The organism is Yersinia proxima, assembly GCF_902170785.1.
GTDB lineage: Bacteria > Pseudomonadota > Gammaproteobacteria > Enterobacterales > Enterobacteriaceae > Yersinia > Yersinia proxima.
This window is the reverse complement of the sequence record NZ_CABHYG010000002.1, coordinates 60,563-82,951: the sequence shown is the minus strand read 5'-3', so window position 1 is coordinate 82,951 and position 22,389 is coordinate 60,563. Positions and strand designations below refer to the sequence as shown.

The following is a 22,389-nucleotide window of genomic DNA, read 5'->3' as shown; positions in this document are numbered from 1 at the left end:
AGCTATTTTCCCTTACCCGATAAACGGTGCCTATGGACGTTTCTGATCTGCTCGACAGCCTGAATGAAAAACAACGTGAAGCCGTGGCCGCGCCACGTTGCAACCTGTTGGTACTGGCCGGTGCGGGCAGTGGCAAAACACGGGTGCTGGTTCATCGTATTGCCTGGCTGCTGTCGGTAGAAAATGCCTCCCCGTATTCGATTATCGCGGTGACCTTTACCAATAAAGCGGCGGCCGAAATGCGCCACCGTATTGAGCATTTGATTGGTACCAGTCAGGGCGGCATGTGGATTGGCACTTTCCACGGGTTGGCGCACCGGTTGCTGCGTGCTCACCATATGGATGCCAATCTGCCGCAAGATTTCCAAATCCTCGACAGCGACGACCAACTGCGATTATTGAAACGCTTGGTTAAGGCATTGAATTTAGATGAAAAACAATGGCCACCGCGTCAGGCAATGTGGTACATCAACGGCAAAAAAGACGAAGGGCTACGTCCGCAGCATATTGAGAGCTACGGTAACCCGGTTGAAGCCACTTGGTTGCGTATCTATCAGGCCTATCAGGAAGCCTGTGACCGCGCGGGCCTGGTGGATTTTGCCGAGCTATTATTGCGCGCGCATGAGTTGTGGCTGAATAAGCCCCACATTCTGAATCACTATCGCGAGCGCTTTACCAACATTCTGGTGGATGAGTTCCAGGATACCAACAACATTCAATATGCCTGGATTCGCCTGCTGGCGGGGGATCGCTCCAATGTGATGATTGTCGGCGATGATGACCAGTCAATTTATGGCTGGCGCGGGGCGCAGGTGGAGAATATCCAGCGCTTCCTGAAAGATTTTCCCGGCGCTGAAACTATCCGATTGGAGCAGAATTATCGTTCGACCAGCAATATTCTGACGGCGGCAAACACCCTGATTGCTAATAATGACGGCCGCATGGGTAAGAACTTGTGGACTGATGGGGCGCAAGGCGAGCCTATCTCACTCTATTGTGCCTTTAACGAGTTGGATGAAGCCCGGTTTGTGGTGAATCGCATCAAAGCCTGGCAAGACAACGGCGGTGCACTGAATGATTGCGCCATCTTGTATCGTAGTAATGCCCAATCGCGTGTTTTGGAAGAGGCCTTGTTACAAACGGCGATGCCGTACCGTATTTATGGTGGTCAGCGCTTCTTCGAACGTCAGGAAATCAAAGACGCACTGGCTTATCTGCGCCTGATTTCCAATCGTAACGATGATGCTGCTTTTGAGCGGGTGGTGAATACGCCGACCCGTGGGATTGGTGATCGCACATTAGATGTGATTCGCCAAACCGCGCGTGACCGTCAGTTAACCTTGTGGCAGTCAACCCGTGCCATGTTGCAGGAAAAAGTGCTGGCAGGCCGTGCGGCTTCTGCACTGCAACGTTTTGTCGAACTGGTAGATTCACTGGCGCATGAAACAGCTGATATGCCGCTGCATGTCCAAACTGATCGAGTCATTCGCGATTCTGGCTTGTGGTCGATGTACGAGCAGGAAAAGGGCGAAAAAGGTCAGGCGCGTGTTGAAAACCTTGAAGAACTGGTCAATGCGACCCGCCAATACAGCTATCAGGATGAAGATCAGGATCTGATGCCATTACAGGCATTTCTTTCTCATGCGGCGCTGGAAGCCGGTGAGGGGCAAGCAGATGCCTATCAGGATGCAGTGCAATTGATGACTCTCCATTCAGCAAAAGGGCTGGAGTTCCCGCAGGTATTTATCGTGGGTATGGAAGAGGGCATGTTCCCAAGTCAGATGTCACTGGATGAAGGTGGGCGTCTGGAAGAAGAACGGCGGCTGGCCTATGTTGGGGTCACGCGCGCGATGCAGAAACTGACACTCTGTTATGCCGAGAGCCGCCGTTTGTACGGCAAAGAAGTGAATCATCGGCCATCACGTTTTATCGGCGAATTGCCGCAAGAGTGCGTCGAAGAAGTGCGGCTACGCGCGACGGTCTCTCGCCCGGTAAACCACCGTAGAATGGGGACGCCGATGAACGAAAATGACAGCGGCTTCTCACTGGGCCAGCGGGTGCGACATCCTAAGTTTGGTGAAGGCACTATCGTCAATTTAGAAGGCAGCGGTGAGCACAGTCGATTGCAAGTAGCTTTCCCCGGTGAAGGGATTAAGTGGCTGGTGGCGGCTTACGCACGGCTGGAAGCCGTCTAAATTTACCCTGTGACCTTGACGCCGCAGCGGTGTTAGCGGCATTCACTCACCCGAATCACTGACTCATGTCAGCTCATCGGGATGTGTTCATTTGCTGCCTTGCCGCAACGCCAATGACTTTGGGTAAACCCTGCGGCCTTGACGCCGCAGCGGTGTTAGCGGCATTCACTCACCTGAATCACTTATCCATGCAGCTCTCATCCTGAGCCGTCTGCATTGCATCGGTTTCCGCTTGTAGCAGAATGGCTTTGCCCATCCACTGGGTAACATCCTGAATTCCGGCGTCATCCAAATGCCAAATATCTTTCAGCACCATAAACACTTCTGACCCATAAATTAACGAGAAAGCATGGATCACTCGTTGCAGTGCTTCTGGCGGTAACTTTCCTTCCAATGGCTCGACTGCCAGTTTTAACAACCGCTTACGGTTACCACGAATCAACTTTTCTTCATTATTTGGATTACTACGGTTGTCGGCCCATTGTTGTAACGATAAATGCAACGCGGCTCGCAGCACACCTTCGTGTTGCAACATCCGTGGATAAGCAAAAGACAATAATTCAGCAATTCGCTGGCGAGCATCAGGTTGAGTCGGTTGCCACGCCAATATCGGCCCGAGGCTCTCATCAACCATGGCAGAAACCAAGGCACTTTGCGTTGGGAAATAGCGATAAGCCGTTGCACGAGAAAGCTGGGCGGCGTTTGCCACTTCGGTTATTGATGGAAATGCGCCTTGTTCATACATCGACATCGCTGTATCGATAAGTAACCGCCGGGTTCTGGCCCTGATGGTGGTTAGTGATGGAGAGGCCTGCTCTGGTTTATCTTGATGGCTCACGGTCACTCCATAGTCTTGAGATCGTATTTGCGCCCACTATAACAAACCGCCCGCACAAATCGCCATGAATGCCCTTCACATTCAGATTGTTTTTGAGACGACAGTCTCACATTTAAATAATGCCCTTTGCGATAATGATACTGCAGTCTCAATATGATTCTATCTTAACCAACGCGCTTCATTTTTTGTGACATTCCGCATTCACAGAAGGATGTTCAGATGCCCCGTCATATTTTTATCGCGACTACGACAGATACCAAAGGCGACGAGCTGGCCTATGTCAGTGAATTGATTAAAGCAACCGGCCTGAAGACAGTTACGGTTGATTTGTCGACTAAAGAAGGCCAGCGCGCGGGTGGCGCTGATATCACGGCTGAAACGGTGGCAAGCCACCATCCCGATGGGCGTCAGGCCGTCTTCTGTGGTGACAGAGGGCGGGCGATAAGTGCGATGGCGGTGGCTTTTGAACGTTTTATTGCCAGCCGTGATGATGTGGCTGCATTGTTAGGTTTGGGAGGCTCCGGTGGTACGGCGCTGATAACACCTGCTATGCAAGGTTTACCTATCGGCATTCCTAAGCTAATGGTATCAACCATGGCTTCTGGTGATGTTTCCGGTTACATCGGAGCTAGTGATATCGCCATGATGTATTCGGTCACGGATATTGCAGGGCTTAATCGTATTTCCCGCCGTGTGTTGAGTAATGCGGCCCATCAAATTGCCGGTGCAGTTTATTTTGCCAAAGAAGCATTTGCCAAAGAAAAGTTAGCCACCGATGACAAACCTGCGCTGGGTTTGACCATGTTTGGTGTGACAACCCCGTGTATTCAGGCTGTCAGTGCTGCGTTATCGGCAGAATATGATTGCCTGGTGTTCCACGCGACCGGCAGTGGCGGCAAAGCCATGGAAAAATTAGCGGAAAGTGGCTTACTGGCAGGGGCGTTGGATTTGACCACCACTGAAGTCTGCGACCTGTTATTTGATGGTGTCTTAGCCTGCGGGCCAGAAAGGTTCGATGCCATTGCTCACAGCCAAATCCCTTATGTCGGTTCTTGTGGTGCATTAGATATGGTCAATTTCGGTAGCCCAGCTACTATTCCGACGAAATATGCGGGCCGCTTGTTCTATGAGCACAATGCGCAAGTCACACTGATGCGCACCACCGAGCAAGAGAATATTGAGATGGCGCGCTGGATTGGCGAGAAGCTCAATCGCTGTGAAGGTGAAGTGCGTTTCTTGATTCCAGAGGGCGGATTTTCAGCGCTGGATGCTCCGGGTCAACCCTTCTGGGACGAAAAAGCACTGAAAGCCTTTATCCGTACGTTGGAAGAAACGGTGATTCAAACTGACAAACGCCGTCTGGTGCATTATCCGTTTAATATTAATGATCCACAATTAGCCCAGGCAGCAGTCGAAAACTTTAAAGAAATAGCAAAGAGCCCATCCCATTAAACCCTAAATAATTCAAGTTGCAGGAAGGCGGCAACTGAGTAAATCCCCAGGAGCTTACACGAGGAAGTAACTGGGGTGAGCGAAGGCAGCCAACGCACATGCAGTTTGAAGTATGACGGGTTTAGGGCCATTTTATTCGTGGAGAAGTGACATGCCAAAATTTCAACGCCAGGCCATATTAGCTAAATTTCGGGAAATGATTGCCCGCCGTGAGCCGATTATCGGTGGCGGTGCGGGTACGGGGCTATCGGCCAAATGTGAAGAGGCGGGTGGTATTGATTTAATCGTCATCTATAATTCTGGCCGCTACCGCATGGCTGGTCGTGGTTCGCTGGCAGGTCTGTTGGCCTACGGCAATGCCAATGAGATTGTGGTCGATATGGCAAAAGAAGTGCTGCCAGTAGTCAAGAGTACACCGGTGCTGGCGGGGGTGAATGGTACAGATCCATTCTGCCAGTTCGACCAATTCCTGGATCAACTGAAAGCATTAGGCTTTTCTGGCGTGCAGAATTTCCCAACAGTTGGGTTAATCGACGGGAACTTCCGCGCCAACCTTGAAGAGACCGGCATGGGTTATGGTTTGGAAGTAGACATGATCCGCCTTGCTCACGAGAAAGATTTACTCACCACACCTTATGTTTTCAGTGCCGAAGATGCTGTCGCCATGACCCAAGCGGGGGCCGATATTATTGTTCCTCACATGGGATTAACCACCGGCGGTAATATTGGTGCTGACACTGCATTGAAGCTGGCAGATTGCGTTCCTTTGATTAATGAATGGGCTGCTGCCGCAAAAGAAGTACGTGAAGATGTGATTGTATTGTGTCATGGCGGGCCGATTTCTACCCCGCAAGATGCGCAATACATCATGGATAATTGCCCGCAATGCGATGGTTTCTACGGTGCCAGCTCAATGGAAAGGCTGCCGACAGAAATTGCACTGACGGACACGACTAAGCAGTTTAAAAATATAAAGCGTTGATTATTCTTGCCAATACCAAGGGAAAGCCTGTTTGTAAGTTTTGCTGAGTTATCGGCTTAATAAACATTCAGGATACACAAAACCGAAGTCGAAGCTGGCTTCGGTTTTTTACTTTTTGCCGCTATTAACCCTGCGTGTTCTTATCAGCTTCTGCTATTGATGAGTTTATCGGCAAAAACTGAAATTTGTGCTCATGAATTAACATCTTTTAACCGGTTGACAGACTTTTTCTTCTCGGCGTAACATGCGCGCACTATTCTTGATGAGGACATTCGCCTTGGACACACCCAGTAGATACTGGCTCAATAACCTGTTCATATGGTGCAACTTCTAAGGCTATCCTCATAATTGCTGATAGCCTTCGTGGTTGTCAGCGGCCCCGCTAAACCGTCGCTGTGAGTCAGATCTCCTAAAGGTCTGAAACAAACGGTACTTCAATACCCATCTGTTTCTGTGCTTCAATGCGTTTTCCCTATCCATCACCGCAAGGGAGTTTTGGCACATGCTGAGCGCATTTAAATTAAGTAATAATCGCTTATCCCGTTTGGAGCTGGATGAATCAGATGACCTGACAACCTCACTTTGGGTCGATTTAGTCGAGCCAGAAGAGGGAGAGCGGGAACGCGTCCAGAATGAGTTAGGGCAAAGCCTGGCGACCCGGCCAGAGTTGGATGATATCGAGGCTTCCGCACGATTCTTTGAAGATGAGGATGGTCTGCATATCCACTCCTTCTTCTATTATGAAGATGCTGAAGACCACGCCGGTAACTCAACGGTGGCATTCACTATTCGGGATGGTCGCCTGTATACCCTGCGCGAACGTGAATTACCGGCATTCCGTTTATATCGCATGCGTGCGCGTAACCAGACACTGGTTGATGGTAATGCCTATGAGTTGCTGCTGGACTTGTTTGAAACCAAAATCGAACAGCTGGCAGATGAAATCGAGAATATTTACAGCGATTTAGAAGCATTGAGCCGAGTTATCATGGAAGGCCAGCAGGGCGATGAATATGATGCTGCGCTTTCCACATTGGCGGAACAGGAAGATATCGGCTGGAAAGTGCGGCTATGTCTGATGGATACCCAGCGGGCGCTGAATTTCCTGGTACGTAAAGCACGTTTGCCAAGTGGCCAACTGGAACAAGCTCGTGAGGTGCTGCGCGATATCGAATCCCTGTTGCCACACAATGAATCCTTGTTCCAGAAAGTTAACTTCCTGATGCAAGCGGCGATGGGTTTTATCAACATCGAACAGAACCGTATCATCAAGATCTTCTCGGTGGTATCGGTTGTCTTCCTGCCGCCTACGCTGGTGGCATCCAGTTACGGGATGAACTTTGAGTTTATGCCGGAGCTACGTTGGTCATTTGGTTATCCGGCGGCGATTGGTTTAATGATTATTGCCGGCTTGGCACCATATCTCTATTTCAAACGCAAAAACTGGCTCTAAAGCCTTCGCCCCTGAAGTTGCAGGGGTGTTAGCTGCGTTCACGCACCCGAATAACTTACTTATGTCAGCTCATCGGGATGAGTTCGCTTGCTGCTTACCTGCAACTTCAAGTTCTTTGGTTATCAATTCATAACTCAATGAGTTTTAGCATTTTAACTGTTAGCCGCGCAACTTGCGTTGGGTATAGAGCGCATCCAGTGTGAACAACAACAGTGCTGCCCAGATAAAGATGAAAGTGACCATCTTATCGTTGCCGATAGTCTCACCATAGAAAGTGACCGCCAGAATAAACATCAGCGTTGGCCCCAGATACTGGAAGAAGCCCAGCGTCGACAGCCGTAAACGTGTGGCAGCAGCGGTGAAGAACAGCAGTGGAATAGTAGTAATCACCCCTGCGGCGGCTAATAGCACATTTAGCGACCAGGCATTGGCCCCCATGTGGCTGGTTGGGCTATCGGCAATAAAGAACAGATAAACTGCCGCAATCGGTAATAGCCACATTGTTTCAACCAACATGCCGGTCTGGGCATCAATCCCCAGTTTTTTGCGAATCAAGCCATATAACGCAAAGGTAATCGCCAGACCCAAACCAATCACCGGCAGCGAACCAAATTGCCACAGCTGAATGAGCACACCGCCGAACGCCAGTGCCACCGCAACCCATTGCATGCGGCGAAAACGCTCGCCGAGAAATAGCATGCCAAATAACACGTTGACCAGTGGGTTAATAAAGTACCCCAAACTGGCTTCCAGCATGTGGTTGTGGTTGACCGCCCAAATAAATAATAGCCAGTTGCTGGCAATTAACACCGCAGTTACCGCCAGTAATAGCAGGCGCTTACGGTTTTTAATGGCGCTGCGGACTTGTGGCCAATTACGGCTAACAGTCAGCAGAATCAGCATAAAGAAAAATGACCAGATAATCCGATGAGTCAAAATTTCATCAGCCGGCACCTGTTGGATGAGCTTGAAATAAGCAGGGGCGATACCCCAAATAAAATAAGCAGCCAGAGCAAAGAAAATGCCCTGACGGGTTCGTTGTTTATCCATGGTGTGGCTCAGAACAAGAAAGGAGATGCGGTGAGTGTACTTAACTTCACGTTATTATTCATCACCGCAATAGGCCGCATCAGCCAACCAGATAGGTCGCAGTCGCGCTGGCGATATGCATTTGGCTTTCATTATGCAACTCAACTCTGGCAACAGACACCTTGTTACCACTGCGTAAAATGCGGCTGCTGGCAATAAAATGTTCGCCGCGGCCAGGGCGCAAATAATCGACACGCAGGTCGATGGTCCCCATTTTGGCCAGCTTCATTTGCAGTTGTTCCTGAATCAGCGGTTCATGACGAACCAGACTGTTCCCAACACACACCAGACCCGCCGCAACATCCAGCACCGCGGCAATAACACCACCGTGTAAAATTCGCTGTGCAATATTACCGACCAGTTTGTCATTGTTATCAAAAGTAATTTCGGCGAAATCTTGCTCAAATCGGGTTAATTTTAATCCTAATTCGCGATTAAAAGGCATGTGATAAACGAAGATTTCACCGATGAGGTTGCGGGCACTCTCCAGGGTTAACGGTGTTACAGGCATTAGTTTTCTCTTAAAAGATAATTTCTCATGTTATTAATTTGTGTATTTTATGCTCCTGTTTTGTTGTTTTCCAGTCGTTAAATCATAAATATAAACAACACTAATATCAGATAACATTTGTGTGTAGAATGAGCTGTTTTCATTACAAATAGAAATAATTCGTAAGGTGATGGGGGAATGATGGGTAGACTTTGGCAGATTTTAATCGCTTTATTACTGGTGCCAACTTTGGCACAGGCAGAAGAAGCAACGGTTGAGAAGATTCATGACGCACCGACAGTGCGTGGCAGTATTATTGCGGCAATGTTGCAAGATCACGATAATCCGTTCTTGCTTTATCCGTATGAAACCAACTACTTACTCTATACCTATACCAGCGATATCAATAAAGATGCGATAAGCTCTTATGATTGGGCTGAGAATGCCAAGAAAGACGAAGTTAAGTTCCAACTGAGTTTGGGCTTCCCTATCTGGCGCGGTATTGCCGGTGATAACTCGTTGCTGGGCGCATCCTATACTCAGCGTTCCTGGTGGCAAGCATCAAACAGCGATGAGTCCTCACCCTTCCGTGAAACCAACTATGAACCGCAGATATTCCTGGCCTGGGCAACGGATTATGAGTTGGCTGGTTGGACATTCCGCGAAGTAGAATTTGGTTATAATCACCAGTCTAACGGTAAAGCTGATCCTACCTCACGTAGCTGGGATCGTGTTTATACCCGCCTGATGGCCCAACGTGGCAACTTGGAAATCGACCTGAAGCCTTGGTATCGTATCCCTGAAAGCGACAGCAAAGATGACAACCCGGATATCAATAAATACATGGGTTATTATCGGTTGAAAGTGGGCTATGCCCTGGGGGACAGTGTGTTCAGTCTGGATGGGCGCTATAACTGGAATACCGGTTATGGTGGTGCTGAAATGGGCTGGAGCTACCCAATCACCAAGCATGTTCGTTTCTATACCCAAGTGTTCAGTGGCTATGGCGAGTCAATGATTGACTATAACTTTAGGCAAACACGGGTGGGTGTGGGTATCATGTTGAATGATGTCCTTTAACGTCATCCGGCGTTAGAAAAGTTTCAGACACAGGCCGGTTAACCGGCCTGTGCAGATCTCATAGTTGGGGAAAAGTGTGTCAACCGCAGCAGTGATAAATAGGGAGTTACTGGCAGAGCAGGTATTGCGAGATACTTTCGGCTACCAGCAATTCCGGCCCGGACAACAAGAAATTATCAACGCCACCCTATCAGGGCAAGATTGTCTGGTAGTGATGCCAACGGGCGGCGGTAAATCCTTGTGTTATCAGATCCCGGCACTGGTGACGGATGGCTTAACGCTGGTGGTCTCCCCCTTAATTTCCCTGATGAAAGACCAGGTTGACCAACTGCTGGCCTATGGCGTGGGTGCGGGGTGCTTAAACTCATCACAAACACGCGAGCAGCAATTGGCAGTGATGGACGGCTGCCGCAGCGGTCAGATTAAGCTGCTGTATATCGCGCCTGAACGGTTGGTGATGGAGAGTTTCCTTGATCAATTACACCAGTGGCGTCCTGCGCTGTTGGCGGTGGATGAAGCACACTGTATCTCTCAATGGGGTCATGATTTCCGCCCGGAATACCGTGCCCTTGGTCAGTTAAAGCAGCGTTTCCCTAATTTACCGGTGATAGCACTGACCGCGACGGCTGATGAAGCGACGCGCGGCGATATCGTGCGGTTACTTAATCTGGATCAGCCATTAATTCAGGTCAGCAGCTTTGATCGCCCCAATATTCGTTACACCCTGGTTGAGAAGTTCAAACCGCTTGATCAACTGTGGCGTTTTGTTCAAGACCAGCGTGGCAAAAGTGGCATTATTTACTGCAATAGCCGGGCTAAGGTAGAAGACACCACCGCGCGCCTACAAAGCCGTGGGTTAAGTGTGGCGGCTTATCATGCCGGGCTGGACAATGAACGCCGTGCACAGGTGCAGGAAGCGTTTCAGCGTGATGATTTGCAAGTAGTGGTCGCCACCGTGGCTTTCGGCATGGGGATTAACAAGCCTAACGTTCGTTTTGTGGTGCATTTTGATATTCCGCGCACTATTGAATCTTACTATCAGGAAACTGGCCGTGCTGGTCGTGATGGTTTGCCCGCCGAGGCGATGTTGCTGTATGACCCGGCTGACATGGCGTGGTTGCGCCGTTGTCTGGAAGAGAAACCCGCTGGTGCGCAACAAGATATTGAGCGGCATAAACTCAATGCGATGGGGGCTTTTGCTGAAGCGCAAACCTGCCGCCGATTAGTCTTGCTGAACTATTTTGGTGAAGGCAAACAGCAGTCATGCGGTAACTGTGATATCTGCCTCGACCCACCTAAGCGCTACGATGGACTGGCCGATGCGCAAAAAGCGCTGTCATGTGTGTATCGCGTCGGGCAGCGGTTTGGCTTGGGGTATATTGTCGAGGTGCTGCGCGGGGCCAATAACCAGCGTATTCGTGAATTTGGTCATGACAAACTATCAGTGTACGGCATTGGTCGTGAACAGAGTCATGAGCATTGGGTCAGCGTTTTACGTCAATTGATTCACCTCGGATTACTGAGCCAGAATATTGCCATGTTCTCCGCCTTGCAGTTGACCGAGGCGGCACGCCCGATATTACGTGCTGAATTGCCATTGCAACTGGCAGTGCCGCGAATCCAAAGTTTGAAAGTGCGCAGCAGCGCCAATCAAAAATCCTATGGTGGCAATTACGATCGCAAGTTGTTCGCCAAATTGCGAAAATTGCGCAAATCTATCGCCGACGAAGGCAATATTCCGCCTTATGTCGTGTTTAACGATGCCACCTTGCTGGAGATGGCGGAGCAGATGCCAATTACTGCCAGTGAACTGTTGAGTGTCAATGGCGTCGGGCAACGTAAGCTGGAGCGCTTTGGCGCACCGTTTATGGCGATGATCCGCGACCATGTGGATAACAACGATGATTAACTCGCCGCTTATTTGTTAACGACTTATTTATTAAAGACTTATTTATTAAAGAGAAACGCCCCATGCTAATGCTATTTCTGACCGTCGCGCTGGTGCACTTGGTTGCTCTGATGAGCCCAGGGCCTGATTTCTTTTTTGTTTCGCAAACCGCGGCCAGCCGCTCACGCCGCGAAGCGATGATGGGAGTGACTGGTATTTCTTTGGGGATCGTAGTTTGGGCTGGCGTCGCTCTGATGGGGCTAAATCTTATCTTGCAGAAAATGGCGTGGTTGCATCAGATTATTATGGTCGGTGGTGGGCTATACCTGTGCTGGATGGGGTGGCAATTGCTGAAATCGGCCCGTTCCAAACGGGACACTTCAGAAGCTGAAGTGCAAGTCGCACTTCCTGCACGTGGCCGGACTTTCTTGCGTGGCTTTCTAACGAATTTATCGAACCCCAAAGCGGTTATCTATTTCGGCAGCGTATTTTCATTGTTTGTTGGTGATAATGTGACTGCTGGCGCGCGCTGGGGGTTATTTGTGCTGATAGTGGCGGAAACTTTTGTATGGTTTAGCATTGTGGCCTGTGTCTTTGCTTTGCCGGTAATGCGCCGTGGTTATCAACGATTATCCAAATGGATTGATGGGCTGGCTGGGGTACTCTTCGCTGGTTTTGGTATCCATCTGATATTGTCTCGCTAGCGAGTTCCCCAACCGGTGAGTTACCCGGTCGGGGCATATCAATGTGTTTTATACTTTGCGCGCGGTGGCTAATAATGCGCCTACCAGCATGAATAAACCGCCAAATATCCGATTCAATAATTTCATTTGCTGTGGTGATTTAATCCAGCTAGCAATTCGTGTGGCAAGTGTCGCGTAACCAATCATCACGATAATATCGACTATCACACTGGTGCTGCCGAGAATCAGATATTGCGCCACCTGTGGTTGGTGCGGCAGAACAAATTGTGGGAACAATGCGGCCAGGAAAACAATGCTTTTCGGGTTGGTCAGATTAACAAACACCGCGCGTTTAAACAGTTTTCGCCGTGGCATGCTGTTGGCCAATGCATGCAGATCCAGCGCACCGGCTGCGCGCCACTGTTGAATACCAAGCCAGATTAAGTAAGCCGCCCCGAGCCATTTTAGTATTTCAAATGCCAGAAGCGATTGTGAAATCAGTGCGCCCAGGCCGACACCGACCAGTACAATGTGCACGGCCAGCCCTAATTGTAATCCGCAAATGGAGGCAATCACTCCGCGCGTACCGTGGCTGATGGCGGTGCTCATAGTATTAATAGCACCCGAACCGGGGGACAAACTGAGGATTAGTGTCGTCAGTAGATAAGTTAACCACCAGTCTAAGGTCATCGGCAAAGTTCCCTGAATGTGTAATTTTATGCCACAATACTCCATTGCTAATAGTTGTGCTATGGCTCACAGAATACCGAGCAATTCAGGCCAGAAGCTGTAATCAGCTCTGTTTTATAACACCATGATTTACAACGTCATGATTTATAAACTCATGATTTACAACTCACGTTATATCGAGCTACGCGATGCCGTTAGATAATCATATGAATAACTGGTTGACCCGCGAAGAGCAGTTTGCTGCTTTTGTTAACGGCCCATTGTTAGATTTCTGGCAGCAGCGGGATGAAGATGAGTTTATGGGGGTTGATAATATTCCCATTCGCTATGTCCGTTTTTGTTCACCGCAACATACCCGCGTGGTGGTGGTGGTGCCTGGCCGCATTGAAAGTTACGTTAAATATCCCGAAGTGGCTTATGATCTATTCCAGCAAGGCTATGATGTTATCGTGTTGGATCATCGTGGGCAGGGTCGATCCGGGCGAATACTTGATGATCGTAACCGCGGGCATGTGATCAAATTTGATGATTACATTGAAGATTTTGCGCAGCTGGTGCAGCGTGAGATAACCGGAAGCCATTATCAGCAGTGTTTTGCATTGGCCCACTCTATGGGGGGGGCGATTCTGACCCGTTATCTGGCGAGAGAACCGACAGTGTTTAATGCTGTAGCGCTCTGCGCACCCATGTTTGGTATCCATTTGCCGATGCCGGGCTGGCTGGCTCATCGGATTGTCGATTGGGCTGAGAAACATCAAAAGCTGCGGGATTACTATGCAATAGGCACCGGGCAGTGGCGGCCATTGCCCTATGTGGTCAATATGCTGACTCACAGCCGCGAGCGCTATCGCCGTTATTTGCGCCAATATGCTGATACCCCAGAAATCCGTGTCGGCGGGCCAACCTATCATTGGATCCGTGAAAGTCTGTTGGTAGGCGAGCAAATTATCGCTCAGGCAGACAAAATTACTACACCGGTTCTGTTGCTACAGGCCAGTGAGGATCGGGTGGTACATAACCCGGCCCACAATGCATTTTCTCAGGCAATGACTCTGGCGGGGCACCCCTGCGAAGGGGGGCAGCCTAAGTTAATTAAAGGCGCACGCCATGAGATCCTGTTCGAACGGGACACCCTGCGTGCCGAGGCGTTAAGCGCCATATTGCGCTTCTTTGCGCAACATCAATCATCAGTCGGCTCTCAAGACCCCGACACCACCAGAGGTTAGAACATACCGCTATGTATCATGTTGTTGCTTCCGATTTAGATGGCACGCTGCTATCACCTGACCACATACTGACGCCTTATACCAAAGAGACACTTAAGTTGCTGACGCAGCGTGATGTGCACTTTGTGTTTGCGACCGGCCGCCACCATATTGATGTGGCGCAAATCCGCGACAATCTGGAGATCAGTGCTTTTATGATAACCTCCAATGGCGCGCGCGTGCACAACACGGCAGGGGAGCTGATTTTCAGCCATAACCTCGATGCGGATATCGCCCGTGACTTGTACAATATCGAGCATCACAATCCAGATATTCTGACCAACGTCTATTTGAATGACGAATGGTACATGAACCGCGAAAGCCCGGCGCAGGAAGAGTTCTTCCGCGAGTCGGTGTTCAAATATCAAGTGTTCGAACCGGCTTTACTGCCGACCGACGGGGTATGTAAGGTCTACTTTACCTGCGACGATCACGATAAGTTATTGATTTTGGAAGAGGCCATCAACGCACGTTGGGGCGATCGAGTGAATGTCAGTTTCTCTTTCCCAACTTGTCTGGAAGTGATGGGCGGTGGTGTTTCCAAGGGCCACGCACTTGAGCAAGTCGCTAAAATCATTGGTTATTCATTGAAAGAATGTATCGCGTTTGGCGATGGCATGAATGATTTGGAAATGCTCTCAATGTCGGGCAAGGGCTGCATTATGCGCGATGCTCATCAGCGCCTAAAAGATATGTTGCCGAATCTGGAAGTGATTGGTTCTAATGCTGATGACGCTGTGCCGCATTATTTGCGCAAAATGTTCTTAGGTACTGATAAATAATGGGAAATTATTGGTAAAGGGTTGATAGATCAGTGAGTGAAGGGGTTACCGCACCTAGGGGCACTTCGGTGGCTTACGCGCTTATATTTGAAACAAAGAGAGACCCCAACGGCACGATTCCCCTTCATTTAACTTTGTAATCAGTCTGAGGGGGGACGATAACCCTTATCGTTCCCCCTTTTGATTTCAGTTTTTAACTTCTGATTTTTAACTGACGGTAGCTAACTTACTGGTGCTGTCCCTGTTTTTGCAGGAATTGCACACCTTTATCTGGGAAATCGGTAAATACCCCGTCAACCCCGGCCTGATTGTAGATAATATCAAACAGTTGGTTCACGTCAGTGGCGTATTTAGGCAACTTGTCAGCACGGATGGTGAAAGGGTGAACCATCATATTGTTGGCATGCGCTTCTTTGACCATATTGGTCAGCTTGATATTATTTGGCGTAGAAGTTTCAACCACCAACATGTGATAGTCAGGGCCGATACCGTCGGCATATTGCGCGACTTGCTTCATTGCTCCCGGCTTGAACATCCAGTCATAGCTGTAATTAACCCACTTGCCATCAGGTTTCTGTTCGTAGGTCTCATTCCAGTCAGTATAAGCCACCAGTTGAACCAGTTTCAGGTCCATGCCCATCTTCGGTTCCAGCTCATTCTTGATACGTTTTAATTCATTGGCATCAAAGCATTGCAGATAGACTTTATCGGCTTTGGTGGTGTAACCATACTGCTTCAATACTTCCAACACCTTGGTGGAAATGTCTTTCCCTTCCTGTTTATGGAACCACGGCGCTTTGATTTCAGGATAGATACCGATGTTCTTGCCGGTCGAATGATTCAGCCCCTGAACAAATTCAATCTCTTCCTGGAAGGTATGTACACGGAAGTCAGATTTGCCCATCGGGAAGCGTCCCGGATAGCTCTGTACTTTTTTGCCCTCTTTATCAATATCAAAGCCTTCGGTAAATTTCAGTGACTTAATTTCCGGTAAAGTGAAGTCAATGGCGTAATAGCGACCATCTTTGCGGGCGCGGTCTGGGAAGCGCTCAGCGACATCGGTCACGCGATCCAGATAATGATCGTGCAGAACTACCAACTCATTATCTTTGGTCATCACCAAATCTTGTTCAAGATAATCAGCGCCTTGTGCATACGCCATGGCTTTGGCTGGCAGTGAGTGCTCAGGCAAGTAGCCACTGGCTCCACGATGCGCGATAACCACTTTATCGGCTGATTTATCTTTGGCTACGGGTTCTGCCGCATGCGCCATGCCGGCGACTGAGGATGCCAGAATCATACTTGCTACCAGTGACTTCAGATGGGTTTTCATTGATATTGCTCCATTTATCAATTTCAGGGTATAAAAAAGGCTGTGTCGCTATTAATCCATAGATAACGGCACAGCCTGTAAGCTACTTAATCATTAGGATAAAAATTTATCGATCCTATTTTTTATCCATCTCGGCCTGTCTTGCCAGCTCTTCGTGATGTCTTTTCTCGCTGAACATCACCACAATCAATAACAGAACCGCCAGGATGCTACCGCCAATCATGACCATAAAGCCGCCATCCCAACCGAAGTAGTCAACGGTGTAACCGACGATGGCACTGGCCGCGACTGAACCGCCCAGATAGCCGAACAAGCCGGTGAAGCCTGCTGCAGTACCTGCTGCTTTTTTCGGTGCTAATTCAAGGGCATGTAAGCCAATTAACATCACCGGGCCGTAAATCAGGAAGCCGATGGTGATCATACAGGCCATATCGATACCAGGGTTACCCACTGGGTTTAGCCAGTAAATGATGGTTGCAATAGTTACCAGAGTCATAAAGAACACGCCGGTAGCACCACGGTTACCTTTAAACACTTTGTCGGACATCCAACCACACAGCAGCGTCCCTGGAATACCAGCGTATTCATACAGGAAATAAGCCCATGAGGATTTATCCAGCGCGAAATGTTTCACTTCTTTCAGGTAGGTAGGTGACCAGTCGAGGATGCCGTAACGCAGCAAATAAACAAAAACGTTAGCGATCGCGATATACCATAACAGCTTGTTTGGCAAAATGTATTGCATGAAGATTTGCTTCGCCGTCAGCTCTTCTTCCGCTTCTTCGCTATAGTCATCCGGATAGTCGTTTTTGTACTCTTCAATCGGAGGTAAGCCCACAGATTGTGGGGTGTCACGCATTAAACCAAAGACAATCAATGCCACCAAAATGGCACCGAACGCTGGCATATAGAGCGCCGCTTTCCAGTCGTTAAACCATGCCATGCCCAACAAGAACAGTAATGGTGGCAAGCCACCACCCACGTTATGGGCGCAGTTCCAGATAGAAACAATTCCACCACGTTCTTTCTTCGACCACCAGTGCACCATGGTACGGCCACATGGCGGCCACCCCATGCCCTGGAACCAGCCGCATAAGAACAACAGCACGAACATAACTGCGATACTGGATGTCGCCCAAGGCACAAAGCCCATAAACAGCATTACGGCAGCGGCGAGAATCAAACCGGCGGAGAGGAACACCCGTGGGTTAGACCGGTCAGAAACCGAACCCATGATGAATTTTGAGAAGCCGTAAGCAATAGAAATACCGGATAGCGCGAAGCCCAGATCTCCACGAGAGAACCCTTGTTCGATCAAATACGGCATGGCCAGAGTAAAGTTTTTACGCACCAAATAGTAGGCAGCGTAACCGAAAAAGATGCCCATGAAGATTTGCCAGCGTAAGCGGCGGTAAGTGGGGTCGACCTGGTCTGCGGGAAGCCGTGCCACATGTGGCGCGGGCTTAAAAATACTCAACATAAGTGCCTCCGATGGCTTTTTGTTGTTTTTGACTCCGGTATAGCCTGATATCTATCCGTTTGTTAAGGGCTGCCGGTAGTTAAACGGTGAAGCTACAGTCGTTTATGTTCCATAACGAGCGCCATGCTAGATAAATTCGCCAAACTTATCTGTGAGTAATGGCGCATTTGTTACAGTTATATGAAAGCGGCGGCAATTTTGAGCGATTGGTTAACATTTTGAAACCGGCAATGACAAATTACCTGTGACTTTGATCACAATCATGGTTTTTAAACACCATATTGCTTTCGTTTTTCGTTCGTTTTTGTTCCTTATCAAACAATAACCATAAAGACTGTGGCTCAATAGACTCATAATTAGCCGCCAGGCGGCTGTCTGATAATGTGGGGTCTTTCATGACGAACAGTTCTCCTTACACAGAAACGGATGTCATCATCATTGGTGGTGGTGCGACCGGTGCCGGGATTGCCCGAGACTGCGCCCGACGGGGTTTGGCTTGTACGCTCTTGGAGCGGCACGACATTGCCACCGGCGCTACCGGTCGCAATCATGGCTTATTACACAGTGGTGCGCGTTATGCTGTGACTGACGGTGAGTCTGCGCGTGAATGTATTGAAGAAAACCGGATTCTCAAACGCATTGCCCGCCATTGTATTGAGCAAACCGATGGCTTGTTTATCACCTTGCCGGAAGACTCCCTCGACTATCAGGAACAATTTATTGCTCGCTGCCAGGAGGCGGGAATCGAGGCTGAAGCCATTGATCCTAAACAAGCATTACGGCTCGAACCTGCCGCAAACCCCGCGCTGATTGCTGCTGTGCGCGTACCTGATGGCACTGTTGACCCCTTCCGCTTAACCGCCGCCAATATGTTGGATGCCCGTGAGCACGGAGCCAATGTACTGACTTATCACGAAGTTATCGGCTTATTGCGCCATGGTGACCGGGTCAGTGGCGTGTGCGTTTTCGATCATAAAAATCAGCGGCAATATGATATTCATGCGCAAATCGTCGTGAATGCGGCGGGGATCTGGGGGCAGCACATTGCTGAATACGCCGATCTTCGTATTCGCATGTTCCCCGCTAAAGGCGCGCTGTTGATTCTGGGGCATCGGATCAACAACATGGTGATCAACCGCTGCCGTAAACCCGCAGATGCCGATATTCTGGTGCCGGGCGATACCATTTCACTGATTGGCACCACCTCCACCCATATTGAATACGACCAGATAGACAATATGGTCGTAACGGCACAAGAGGTGGATACCTTAATTCGCGAAGGCTCCAAATTGTCGCCGCAACTGGCGCAAACGCGCATTTTGCGTGCTTACGCCGGGGTTCGACCGCTGGTTGCCAGTGATGATGATCCTTCAGGGCGCAATGTGAGTCGCGGCATTGTATTGCTCGATCACGCCAGCCGCGATGGGCTGGAAGGCTTTATCACTATCACCGGTGGCAAGTTGATGACCTACCGGCTGATGGCAGAATGGGCAACGGATAAAGTGTGTGAAAAGCTGGGCGTGACAGCAGCTTGCACTACAGCCCAAGAGCCACTTCCCGGCTCACAACAATCAGCGGAGCAAACGCTCAGCAAAGTGATTTCTTTACCTGCCAGCATTCGCGGCTCGGCGGTTTATCGTCATGGTGACCGTGCGACACAGTTATTGGCAGGAAACCGTCTGGACAACAGTTTGGTGTGTGAATGTGAAGCGGTGACTGCTGGCGAAGTGCGCTATGCCATTGAATCATTGTCGGTTAATAACCTGCTGGATTTACGTCGCCGCACCCGGGTTGGCATGGGGACTTGTCAGGGTGAGCTTTGTGCTTGCCGGGCTGCGGGTTTACTCAGCCGCTTTAAAGTAACCACACCGCAGCAATCTCGTGAACAGCTTAGGCAGTTTTTGAATGAGCGCTGGAAAGGTGTGCGCCCGATAGCATGGGGTGACGCCTTGCGGGAAAGCGAGTTTACCCATTGGGTTTATCAAGGGCTTTGTGGCTTGGATGACAGCCCGAATACGGCCAATGTTCAGGAGAAACCAGATGAAATTTGATGTGATTATCATCGGTGGTGGATTAGCTGGGCTGGTGTGCGGTATCCGCCTCGCCGAACAAGGTAAATATTGCGCGATTGTCAGCGCCGGTCAAAATGCATTGCATTTCTCCTCTGGCTCTTTGGATCTATTGGCGAAATTACCTAATGGGCAGGCGGTCAGCCAGCCACTCTCAGCACTTGAAACGTTGGCGGAGTTAGCGCCGGAGCACCCTTACAGCAAAATGGGGCAAACAGGTCAGGTGGGTGAGTTGGCCCAACAAGCCGAGTCTCTGCTAAGCCGCTGCGGCCTGAATCTGGTTGGCAGTGCGGTCAAAAATCACTTGCGCCTGACACCGCTGGGCAACTGTCGACCTACATGGCTCAGCCCTGCGGATATTCCGGTTGCGCCATTAGAAGGCCCGTTACCCTGGCAAAAAGTGGCAGTGATTGGTATTGAAGGATTCCTCGATTTTCAGCCGCAGATGGTCGCCAGTGCCTTGCAGGAACAGGGGGTTGAAGTCACTGCGGACTATCTGCATTTGCCGGCGCTGGACCGTTTACGCGATAACCCTAGCGAATTCCGCGCGGTGAATATTGCGCGTGTATTGGACTTACCCGAAAACTTGCAACCGCTGGCCGATGAGCTGGCTCGTTTGTCATCTACCGCAGAAATGATTTTACTGCCAGCGTGCATCGGGCTGGATGAATCCGCGCCATTGGACGCACTACGCGCAGCGGTAGGTAAACCGATTCAATTGTTGCCCACACTGCCGCCGTCATTACTCGGCATGCGCTTACATCAAGCTCTACGCCACCGTTTCCAGCAATTAGGCGGCATTGTCATGCCGGGTGATGCGGTATTGCGTGCCGAACTGGTGGGGAACCGAATTACCGGACTGTATAGCCGTAATCATGGTGATATTCCACTGCGTGCGGCTCAGATGGTGCTGGCGAGTGGCAGTTTCTTCAGTAATGGGCTGGTAGCAACCTTTGAGCATGTCTATGAGCCAATACTGGATCTGGATATTTTATCGCTACCCAACCGGGCAGATTGGAGCAACAGCAATATGTTTGCGCCGCAACCTTATCTGCAATTTGGCGTCAACACCGATAACCGGCTACGGGCGCTGCGCGGGGGAGTAGCACTGGATAACCTGCATGTTATTGGCGCGGTGCTCGGAGGATACGATCCGCTGCAACAGGGCTGTGGCGCAGGCGTTTCTCTCACCAGTGCCTTGTTTGTGGCAGAGCAGATTGTCAGCGCTATGGAGGTGACATTATGACGTGGTTACCACAGCACGAAGACACTCAGGATACACATTTGGCACGGGATAAGAGTTTTGAAAGTTGTATCAAATGCACGGTATGCACCACTTATTGCCCGGTGGCGAAAGTTAACCCACTTTATCCGGGGCCAAAACAGGCTGGCCCTGATGGCGAGCGGCTGCGCCTAAAAGATCCGGCATTATATGATGACGCACTGAAGTATTGTACTAACTGTAAACGTTGCGAAGTGGCCTGCCCGTCAGATGTCAAAATTGGCGACATCATCCAGCGTGCGAAAGCCAGTTACAGCAGCAATAAGCCTAAGCTGCGCGATGCTATCCTCAGTCATACCGATCTCATGGGAACCCTCTCAACACCATTTGCTCCGGTCATCAATGCGGTCACGGGTTTAAAGCCGGTGCGGGTCTTGCTGGATAAAGCGCTGAAAATTGACCATCGACGCGAGTTACCCAAATACTCGTTTGGCACATTCCGCCGCTGGTATCACAAGCAAGCTGAGAAACAGCAGCAATATGCCGAGCAGGTGGCGTTTTTCCATGGTTGTTTTGTTAACTACAACCATCCGCAATTGGGCAAAGATTTAGTCAGTGTATTCAATGCGATGAATATCGGCGTTCAATTACTTAAACGCGAGAAATGCTGCGGTGTACCGCTGATTGCGAATGGATTTATCGAACAGGCGAAAAAACAGGCGCAGGTGAATCTGGAGTCCCTGACTGATGCTGTGATTGATCGGGATATTCCGGTGGTCGCCACCTCATCAAGCTGTACTTTTACCTTGCGCGATGAATATCCACACTTGCTGGATGTCGATACCGCACCGGTGCGCGATAGAGTGGAACTGGCGACTCGCTACCTTTACCGATTATTGGATCAAGGGCGCGAATTGCCGTTAAAACCGTTGCTCTCAAATCAAAATAAACCGCTGCGCATTGCCTATCACACACCTTGCCATATGGAAAAAATGGGCTGGACGGCTTATACCCTGGCGTTATTACAGCGCATTCCGGGTATTGAGCTGGTGGTATTGGACTCCCAATGTTGTGGGATTGCCGGTACATATGGTTTTAAATCAGAGAACTACGCAACATCACAAGGGATTGGCGCATCGTTATTCCAACAAATCGAAGAAAGTGGTGTTGATTTGGTGATTACCGACTGCGAAACCTGTAAATGGCAGATAGAAATGTCGACCAGCAAGAAGTGCGAGCATCCGATTACCTTATTGGCACAAGCACTAAATCCCCTTCGTCCTTGAAGCCACAGGGGTGTTAGCTGCGCGCACTCACCCGAATCACTGACTGATGTCAGCTCATCGGGATTAATGAGCCTCATCCTTGAGGCTCACCCTACGGGCTAGCATAAATGCT

Annotated in this window: 19 protein-coding genes; 12 read left to right on the top strand and 7 right to left on the bottom strand. The window is 49.8% G+C overall.

Annotated elements, in window-relative coordinates:
- Nucleotides 1-32 precede the first annotated feature (32 nt).
- Complete coding sequence (gene uvrD / locus FTB31_RS01750) at nt 33-2,195, top strand: DNA helicase II (protein ID WP_005166120.1); 2,163 nt, start codon at nt 33-35, stop codon at nt 2,193-2,195.
- A 178-nt stretch (nt 2,196-2,373) separates the two neighbouring features.
- Here uvrD and FTB31_RS01745 read toward each other — a convergent pair whose 3' ends face one another.
- The gene (locus FTB31_RS01745; RefSeq protein WP_227731048.1) at nt 2,374-3,033 is read right to left on the bottom strand and encodes a TetR/AcrR family transcriptional regulator; all 660 of its coding nucleotides are present in this window, start codon (nt 3,031-3,033) and stop codon (nt 2,374-2,376) included.
- A 219-nt stretch (nt 3,034-3,252) separates the two neighbouring features.
- On the opposite strand from FTB31_RS01745, the gene FTB31_RS01740 reads away from it, so the two are divergent.
- The 3 genes from FTB31_RS01740 (at nt 3,253) to corA (ending at nt 6,920) form a co-directional block, all read left to right on the top strand.
- Nucleotides 3,253-4,485, top strand: coding sequence for a Tm-1-like ATP-binding domain-containing protein (locus FTB31_RS01740; protein ID WP_050076843.1), 1,233 nt, complete (start codon nt 3,253-3,255; stop codon nt 4,483-4,485).
- 151 nt (nt 4,486-4,636) lie between these two features.
- Nucleotides 4,637-5,467, top strand: a complete 831-nt coding sequence (locus tag FTB31_RS01735) for a phosphoenolpyruvate hydrolase family protein (RefSeq protein ID WP_077175533.1) — start codon at nt 4,637-4,639, stop codon at nt 5,465-5,467.
- 502 nt (nt 5,468-5,969) lie between these two features.
- Nucleotides 5,970-6,920: a magnesium/cobalt transporter CorA gene (corA, locus tag FTB31_RS01730; RefSeq protein ID WP_005166238.1), complete on the top strand. Its 951-nt coding sequence runs from the start codon at nt 5,970-5,972 to the stop codon at nt 6,918-6,920.
- A gap of 159 nt (nt 6,921-7,079) precedes the next feature.
- Here the strand turns inward: corA and rarD are convergent, their stop codons facing one another.
- Nucleotides 7,080-7,970 (bottom strand): EamA family transporter RarD, encoded by an 891-nt coding sequence (gene rarD / locus FTB31_RS01725; RefSeq protein WP_174848131.1) that lies wholly within the window; start codon nt 7,968-7,970, stop codon nt 7,080-7,082.
- Nucleotides 7,971-8,049: 79 nt separating this feature from the next.
- Nucleotides 8,050-8,520, bottom strand: a complete 471-nt coding sequence (locus FTB31_RS01720) for a thioesterase family protein (protein WP_050076846.1) — start codon at nt 8,518-8,520, stop codon at nt 8,050-8,052.
- A 180-nt stretch (nt 8,521-8,700) separates the two neighbouring features.
- Here FTB31_RS01720 and pldA point away from each other — a divergent pair, with 180 nt between their 5' ends.
- The 3 genes from pldA to rhtC all read left to right on the top strand — a co-directional run bounded on the left by pldA (nt 8,701) and on the right by rhtC (nt 12,171).
- Nucleotides 8,701-9,579 carry a phospholipase A gene (pldA, locus tag FTB31_RS01715; protein WP_050076847.1) on the top strand — a complete coding sequence of 293 codons (879 nt, stop codon included), beginning with the start codon at nt 8,701-8,703 and terminating at the stop codon, nt 9,577-9,579.
- Nucleotides 9,580-9,655: 76 nt separating this feature from the next.
- Entirely contained in the window at nt 9,656-11,488 is a 1,833-nt protein-coding gene (recQ, locus tag FTB31_RS01710; protein ID WP_077295557.1) for an ATP-dependent DNA helicase RecQ, read from the top strand.
- Between the two features lie 62 nt (nt 11,489-11,550).
- Entirely contained in the window at nt 11,551-12,171 is a 621-nt protein-coding gene (gene rhtC / locus FTB31_RS01705) for a threonine export protein RhtC (protein ID WP_077295559.1), read from the top strand.
- Nucleotides 12,172-12,219: 48 nt separating this feature from the next.
- Here rhtC and rhtB read toward each other — a convergent pair whose 3' ends face one another.
- Nucleotides 12,220-12,840, bottom strand: coding sequence for a homoserine/homoserine lactone efflux protein (gene rhtB / locus FTB31_RS01700; protein ID WP_050076850.1), 621 nt, complete (start codon nt 12,838-12,840; stop codon nt 12,220-12,222).
- A gap of 188 nt (nt 12,841-13,028) precedes the next feature.
- On the opposite strand from rhtB, the gene pldB reads away from it, so the two are divergent.
- Nucleotides 13,029-14,066, top strand: coding sequence for a lysophospholipase L2 (gene pldB / locus FTB31_RS01695; protein ID WP_050076851.1), 1,038 nt, complete (start codon nt 13,029-13,031; stop codon nt 14,064-14,066).
- 11 nt (nt 14,067-14,077) lie between these two features.
- On the top strand, nt 14,078-14,887 hold the full coding sequence (yigL, locus tag FTB31_RS01690) for a sugar/pyridoxal phosphate phosphatase YigL (RefSeq protein ID WP_019084340.1): 810 nt from the start codon (nt 14,078-14,080) through the stop codon (nt 14,885-14,887).
- A gap of 226 nt (nt 14,888-15,113) precedes the next feature.
- Here yigL and glpQ read toward each other — a convergent pair whose 3' ends face one another.
- From glpQ to FTB31_RS01675, 3 genes are all read right to left on the bottom strand, one after another.
- Complete coding sequence (glpQ, locus tag FTB31_RS01685) at nt 15,114-16,220, bottom strand: glycerophosphodiester phosphodiesterase (protein ID WP_050076852.1); 1,107 nt, start codon at nt 16,218-16,220, stop codon at nt 15,114-15,116.
- Nucleotides 16,221-16,335: 115 nt separating this feature from the next.
- On the bottom strand, nt 16,336-17,700 hold the full coding sequence (glpT, locus tag FTB31_RS01680; protein WP_050076853.1) for a glycerol-3-phosphate transporter: 1,365 nt from the start codon (nt 17,698-17,700) through the stop codon (nt 16,336-16,338).
- Between the two features lie 238 nt (nt 17,701-17,938).
- The gene (locus tag FTB31_RS01675; protein WP_174848137.1) at nt 17,939-18,097 is read right to left on the bottom strand and encodes a hypothetical protein; all 159 of its coding nucleotides are present in this window, start codon (nt 18,095-18,097) and stop codon (nt 17,939-17,941) included.
- Here FTB31_RS01675 and glpA point away from each other — a divergent pair.
- Genes glpA through glpC form a run of 3 tightly spaced genes read left to right on the top strand, consistent with a single transcriptional unit; the run spans nt 18,096 to nt 22,277 of the window.
- Nucleotides 18,096-19,751: an anaerobic glycerol-3-phosphate dehydrogenase subunit A gene (gene glpA / locus FTB31_RS01670; RefSeq protein WP_077295560.1), complete on the top strand. Its 1,656-nt coding sequence runs from the start codon at nt 18,096-18,098 to the stop codon at nt 19,749-19,751. The genes FTB31_RS01675 and glpA overlap by 2 nt on opposite strands.
- Nucleotides 19,741-21,015, top strand: coding sequence for a glycerol-3-phosphate dehydrogenase subunit GlpB (glpB, locus tag FTB31_RS01665; protein ID WP_050076854.1), 1,275 nt, complete (start codon nt 19,741-19,743; stop codon nt 21,013-21,015). Before glpA ends, glpB begins: the two co-directional genes overlap by 11 nt.
- Nucleotides 21,012-22,277 (top strand): anaerobic glycerol-3-phosphate dehydrogenase subunit GlpC, encoded by a 1,266-nt coding sequence (glpC, locus tag FTB31_RS01660; protein ID WP_227731047.1) that lies wholly within the window; start codon nt 21,012-21,014, stop codon nt 22,275-22,277. The genes glpB and glpC overlap by 4 nt, the downstream gene beginning before the upstream one ends.
- The last annotated feature ends 112 nt before the right edge of the window (nt 22,278-22,389 follow it).

Coding starts and splice junctions, on each gene's coding strand:
- FTB31_RS01735 (WP_077175533.1), top strand. CDS start 4,637: ATGCCAAAATTTCAACGCCAGGCCATATTAGCTAAATTTCGGGAAATG.
- rhtC (WP_077295559.1), top strand. CDS start 11,551: ATGCTAATGCTATTTCTGACCGTCGCGCTGGTGCACTTGGTTGCTCTG.
- uvrD (WP_005166120.1), top strand. CDS start 33: ATGGACGTTTCTGATCTGCTCGACAGCCTGAATGAAAAACAACGTGAA.
- glpT (WP_050076853.1), bottom strand. CDS start 17,700: ATGTTGAGTATTTTTAAGCCCGCGCCACATGTGGCACGGCTTCCCGCA.
- FTB31_RS01740 (WP_050076843.1), top strand. CDS start 3,253: ATGCCCCGTCATATTTTTATCGCGACTACGACAGATACCAAAGGCGAC.
- rarD (WP_174848131.1), bottom strand. CDS start 7,970: ATGGATAAACAACGAACCCGTCAGGGCATTTTCTTTGCTCTGGCTGCT.
- FTB31_RS01720 (WP_050076846.1), bottom strand. CDS start 8,520: ATGCCTGTAACACCGTTAACCCTGGAGAGTGCCCGCAACCTCATCGGT.
- glpC (WP_227731047.1), top strand. CDS start 21,012: ATGACGTGGTTACCACAGCACGAAGACACTCAGGATACACATTTGGCA.
- glpQ (WP_050076852.1), bottom strand. CDS start 16,220: ATGAAAACCCATCTGAAGTCACTGGTAGCAAGTATGATTCTGGCATCC.
- rhtB (WP_050076850.1), bottom strand. CDS start 12,840: ATGACCTTAGACTGGTGGTTAACTTATCTACTGACGACACTAATCCTC.
- corA (WP_005166238.1), top strand. CDS start 5,970: ATGCTGAGCGCATTTAAATTAAGTAATAATCGCTTATCCCGTTTGGAG.
- yigL (WP_019084340.1), top strand. CDS start 14,078: ATGTATCATGTTGTTGCTTCCGATTTAGATGGCACGCTGCTATCACCT.
- glpB (WP_050076854.1), top strand. CDS start 19,741: ATGAAATTTGATGTGATTATCATCGGTGGTGGATTAGCTGGGCTGGTG.
- FTB31_RS01675 (WP_174848137.1), bottom strand. CDS start 18,097: ATGAAAGACCCCACATTATCAGACAGCCGCCTGGCGGCTAATTATGAG.
- pldA (WP_050076847.1), top strand. CDS start 8,701: ATGGGTAGACTTTGGCAGATTTTAATCGCTTTATTACTGGTGCCAACT.
- pldB (WP_050076851.1), top strand. CDS start 13,029: ATGCCGTTAGATAATCATATGAATAACTGGTTGACCCGCGAAGAGCAG.
- glpA (WP_077295560.1), top strand. CDS start 18,096: ATGACGAACAGTTCTCCTTACACAGAAACGGATGTCATCATCATTGGT.